This window comes from Cellulomonas sp. P4_A2 (assembly GCF_056402515.1).
Window position 1 is genome coordinate 1 of the sequence record NZ_JBFUHG010000034.1, and the last position, 5,041, is coordinate 5,041.

Consider the following 5,041-nt stretch of genomic DNA (forward strand, 5'->3'; position numbering starts at 1 on the left):
ACGAACAGGCCGGCATCGCGACGAACAGGCCGGCATCGCGGGCCTTCGCGATCGCGTCGACGACAGCGGGGCCGTTCGGGGTGATCAGGATGCCGTCCTGGCCCTGGGAGATGGCGTTCTCGATGGCCTGGATCTGGGTGTCCTCATCGCCATCCTCGCGACCAGCCGCAAAAGTCAGCTCCACGTCCCGCTGTTCAGCAGCTTCCTCAGCGCCCTTCTGCATGGCGATGAAGAAGGGGTTGCTCGTCGTCTTGACGATCAGCGAGAGAGAGACCGTCTCGTCCTGGCCGCTGGGCGAGGAAGTCCCATCGGCGTCGCCATCGCTCGAGCAAGCGGCGAGTGTGAGTGCGGCTGCTGCGGCAAGGACGGCGAGACTCGAGGCCGCGCGGCGGCGGGAAGGCATCGTGCGTGTGTTCATCGGGATGAACTCCTCCGGCTGGGCGGCCGAAGCCGCATGACAACGTTGTCATGAACACAGTCGCCCGTAGGCGGGGAGGCGGTCAAGAAGCGCGAGGTCACGCTATGGTCACGACATGACATCGTTGTCTAGTTCCGGTGGAACTGTCCCTGATTCCGTCAAGCCGCGCGCGACGATGCGCGACGTCGCGGAACTCGCGGGTGTCGGGATCAAGACCGTCTCCCGGGTCGTCAATGACGAGCCGGGTGTGTCGCCGGCAATGGTCGAGCGAGTGAAGCGAGCCGCGATCGAGCTCAGCTTCCGCCCCGACCTCGCCGCTGGCACGCTGCGCCGCACCGGTGGCCGGTCGAAGAGCATCGGGTTGGTCCTCGCGAGCGTCGACAACCCCTTCTGCGCGGCGATCCATCGGGCGGTCGAGGACGTCGCTGCGGAACGCGGCGTGGCGGTGTTCTCGGCGAGTACCGACGAGCAGCCGGAGCGGGAGCGGCGCCTGGTGGAGGCGTTCTCGTCCCGCCGAGTGGACGGCCTGATCATCTCTGCGTGCGGAGCCGACCAGCGCTACCTCGAACCCGAGCTCGAGGCCGGAACGCCCGTCGTCATGGTGGACAGGCCACCGGTGGGCATCGAGGTCGACAGTGTCCTCGTGGACAACGTCGCCGGAGCGAGGGGCGCGACGAACCATCTGCTGCAGGCAGGACATCGACGCATCGCGTATCTCGGGGACCTGCCCTCGATCGCGACCGCACGCCAGCGCCGGGAAGGTTACCTTCGAGCGATGGTGACGACTGACGACCGGCTCATCCACGACGGCCTGCACGACATCGACGCCGCCTTCGCGGCGGTACACCGGCTTCTCGGCGAAGTCGACGCTCCTACTGCACTCTTCACGAGTCAGAACCTCGTCACCATCGGTGCCTTCCGCGCCCTGCAGTCGCTCGGCCTTCAGCACGACGTTGCGGTCGTCGGCTTCGACGACTTCAATCTGGCAGACCTGATGGACCCAGGCGTGACCGTCGTAGCGCAGGACGCGACAAGCATCGGGCGGACCGCAGCGGAGAGAGTCTTCGCGCGCCTGGAGGGGGACACCTCGGCGCCTCGGGAGTTCGTGCTGCCGACGCAGCTGATCGTCCGTGGGTCCGGGGAGATCCCTCCGCGCCGAGGACGGCCAGACCCGGCGGAGCGGCGACCGTGAGCGCGTCGAACTCAGGAAGGACCAGGGAACCGACCCCCGAGGTCGTGACGCTCGTCGCCGGCAGCGCGACCCTGGACGTCTCGACACTCGGCGCCACCCCGCTGCGCTGGACCCTTCCGTTGCTGGGTGAGATCGCCGACGTACTCGACGGCTACCGCGACACGCATGAGCTGCATGCCCAGGACGGCGTCCGCAACGGGGTGATGGCACCGTTCTGCAACCGCGTTGCGGACGGTCGGTACACGTTTGACGGCGTCACGCACGATCTACTGCCCGGCTCGCAGGATCGCACGATCTACCACGGCCTCGTCCGCACAGAGCCCTTCACCGTGGTGGAGCAGCAGCAAGGCGAGAACGAGGCGATGGCCGTTCTGCGGTGCGACGCGCTCAGTGCGGGCCAGGCGATCGGGTATCCGTTCCGAGTGGTGGTCGAGGTCTCGTACCGCCTCACGCCAGACAGCTTGGAGATGGCAGTGACCGGCAGGAACGTCGGCGACGTCGCGGCACCTTTCGTCGCCGGCTGGCACCCGTACTTCCGCCTTCCGGGGCGCCCGGTGGTCGACGGTCTGAACCTGACGCTCCCCGCCCAGGTCGCGATCCGGTCCGACGGGAGACTCGTCCCCCTACCCGGTGATGCCGCGTACGAGGCCCGGGACGGCGCCCGCTGGGAGCCGATCGGCGACGCCGTTCTCGACACCGCCTTCGCGGGCCTTCGAGCGGACGACGACGGCATGGCCCGCACGATGCTCTCGGATCCCGACTCGGGCGTGTGCATCAGCCTGTGCCAGGAAAGAGGGCTGGTGCACGTCTTCACGGGCGACACCCTCGCACGGGACCGTCGTGCGTCCATCGCGATCGAGCCGGTGGAGGTGATGACGAACGCGTTCGGCAGAGTCGACTGTGCGGCGGCGATCCGTCTCGAGCCGGGGGCTGCGCGGCGCTTCGCCTGCACCACCACCGTCACGGAAACGACACTCTGACGATGCACCGCGGCCCCGAGCTCAACGCTCGGGGCCGCGGTGATCACGGTCGGCGGTTGACCGCCGACGTCGACTCACTTCGCCTCGCGACGACGTGCCCAGCTGTCAGCGAACGGATGCAGACCTCACCCCCTCTTCGCCGGGTGGCAATGCCGCGTTCGCACGGCAGGTCGGTGCGGACACCGTTCGCGGCAAGGGTTGGGGGCCGGCCCGCCCACCTGACCTCCTCACGCGGGCGAGCCCCACGACTGGTTGGGTCCGCCGACGCAGTCCCAGACCTGGAGCCGTTGCCCGTTGATTGCGTTGCCGGCCGGGAGATCGATGCATCTACCAGACCACGCGTTTCGGTACGTGTTTCCTGCGCGTGTCCATCTCTGCTGCGGAGAGTCGTTGCAAGCCCACACCTGGAGCGAAGCACCGTTCCCGATGTTCTCTGAGGGCTGGTCGAGGCAGACATCACCGTTCCCGAGCGATCCATTCGCGTTGTGCGTCCACCGCTGGTTGGCTGCGTTGGAGCAGTCCCACAGGCGCACTGCGGCGCCGTTCGCGCCCGGAGCCTTGTCGATGCACTTGTTGGTTCCGTTCCAGTGCATCTCGCCAGCCCCAGGGGTCTCCGGCGTACCGCCGGATCCCGTCGTCCACGCCTTGTCCAGCCGGTTGAAGGTCAAGGACACCAGAGTCACGTTCCCACCGGCGGCATATGCAGCAATGCCCAGGCTGTCCGGTGCCGAGTTGAAGTTGACGTTCTCGGTGTAGGACAGCTTCCCGTCGTTGCCGAACGCCTCAACCTGGCCGCGGTCTACCAAGATCCGCATGCGGATCTTGTTGTTGACCGGAACGAGTGGCTTGAACTCCAACTGCTGGAGCCCACGGTTGTACGCAATAGTCCGATCGCTCGAGCCGTCCGGACGCTGGTGGAGCCTGAACCCGAACTCGCTGGCCGTCGCCCCGGCCAGGTCCCACTCGGCTATGAGCTCGTAGGCGTCGGCGTTGACACCGTTCAGCGGGTCGCTCGAATCGTTCGGCGTGATCGCCCGGGACCCCCATGTCTGGGTACCGCTACGGATCGTCGAAATCTCGTCGACCGGCTGCCGTGTGACGCGCAGGCCCTCGGGGAACGTTCGAAGCCCGAGCTCCGCCGGGAACGAGGCGTTGCCGGTCCAGGTCGATCCCCGGTTCCCTGGCTGCCAGTACATCTGGACCACACGGTTGGTCGGCATGTTGGTGAAGGTCTGGCCGGCGTAGAAGGATCCGTCGAAGGCTCCCCGACCCTCATCCATCCTCTGGGGGTTGTTCCAGCCCGAGTCGGGGACGAAGACGCCGTTGCTGTTGAGAGTGCCAACGACGTACTCGCCGGAAGCATCGGTCAGGACCCACCGCAACACCCCGGTGTTGCCGTCGACCGGCAGCTGGAACATGTCCGGGCACTCGAAGATCCACGGCGATCGGTACTCGCCGCGGTACGTCCAGTCAAGCAGGTTCGTCGAGCTGTAGAACTTCGCGGCGTTGCCGTTGTCGTTGCCCCAGAACACCATGCCCCACCGGTTGCTCGCCGCGTCCCAGAAGACCTTCGGGTCACGACTCTCATACGGGGTCGAAATGACCTTCGCGCCGCCGTTGTACATCTGGAAGCGGTTTCCCCCGTCCGTGCTGTAAGCGATGGAAACGCCTCCCGTATTGGTGAACAGGAGGATCGGGGCGTCCGAACCGCTCTTGAGGCCAGTCACGTTGTTCTGGTCGACCCAGCCGCCACCGGACCACAGCGTGGCGTTGTGCACCCCGGGCTCGAGGGCGATGGGCTTCTGCGTCCAGTGCACCAGGTCCTTGCTCACCGCATGGCCCCAGTGCATGGTGTCCCAGCCAAGGCCGTGCGGGTTGTGCTGGTAGAAGAGGTGGTACTGACCGTTGTAGAACAACGGTGCGTTGATGTCGTTCATCCAGCCACCTTGAGAGCTGAAGTGGAACTGTCCCCTGAACGGCTCGTTGTAATCCGTCGGCGCATAGGGGAACTCCGGGTAGTCGCCAGCACTGCCGGCATACGCCGGAGTGGCGATCGCGACCGCCACGACCCCGGACGCAAGGACAGCGACAGCCGTCATGGCGGCACAGAGAAGACGAAGGAGACGGGACTGGATTTGTCGCATGCGGGTCTACTTTCTGGCTCGCAAGACTTCCCAACAGCCCGAACCGGAGAGAACGGCGAAGTTGAACTCAGAAGTCACGATCGTCGCCAATAGGCCGTCGCCGCCGAGCATCGGCGGGCGATACGGGAGAGGACCGGAGGGAGGGGCCGGTTGAGGAAGATGCATCGAACGAAGGCGTCTCGGGCGGGTGGCGAAGCCCCGCACACGGTCTGCTGCTCGATCCATCGGGGATGCTTCGGCTGAGCGAGTCGACGCCCGTCGACCTGCGCGGGAAGGCCAGGTGACATGACCGTGCAGGCACTCACGC

Annotated in this window: 4 protein-coding genes; 2 read left to right on the forward strand and 2 right to left on the reverse strand. The window is 66.4% G+C overall.

Annotation, left to right across the window (positions count from 1 at the left end; translation table 11 throughout):
- A partial coding sequence (locus tag AC1DUE_RS19835) for a substrate-binding domain-containing protein (protein WP_477041133.1) occupies window positions 1-418 on the reverse strand: 418 nt, incomplete at its 3' end.
- A gap of 115 nt (window positions 419-533) precedes the next feature.
- Here AC1DUE_RS19835 and AC1DUE_RS19840 point away from each other — a divergent pair.
- Together AC1DUE_RS19840 and AC1DUE_RS19845 are read left to right on the forward strand one after the other, a co-directional pair.
- Window positions 534-1,610, forward strand: coding sequence for a LacI family DNA-binding transcriptional regulator (locus tag AC1DUE_RS19840; protein ID WP_477041134.1), 1,077 nt, complete (start codon window positions 534-536; stop codon window positions 1,608-1,610).
- A 44-nt stretch (window positions 1,611-1,654) separates the two neighbouring features.
- Window positions 1,655-2,590, forward strand: a complete 936-nt coding sequence (locus tag AC1DUE_RS19845; RefSeq protein WP_477041135.1) for an aldose epimerase family protein — start codon at window positions 1,655-1,657, stop codon at window positions 2,588-2,590.
- A 227-nt stretch (window positions 2,591-2,817) separates the two neighbouring features.
- Here the strand turns inward: AC1DUE_RS19845 and AC1DUE_RS19850 are convergent, their stop codons facing one another.
- Window positions 2,818-4,656, reverse strand: a complete 1,839-nt coding sequence (locus AC1DUE_RS19850) for a ricin-type beta-trefoil lectin domain protein (protein ID WP_477041136.1) — start codon at window positions 4,654-4,656, stop codon at window positions 2,818-2,820.
- Window positions 4,657-5,041: the final 385 nt, after the last annotated feature.

Coding starts and splice junctions, on each gene's coding strand:
- AC1DUE_RS19840 (WP_477041134.1), top strand. CDS start 534: ATGACATCGTTGTCTAGTTCCGGTGGAACTGTCCCTGATTCCGTCAAG.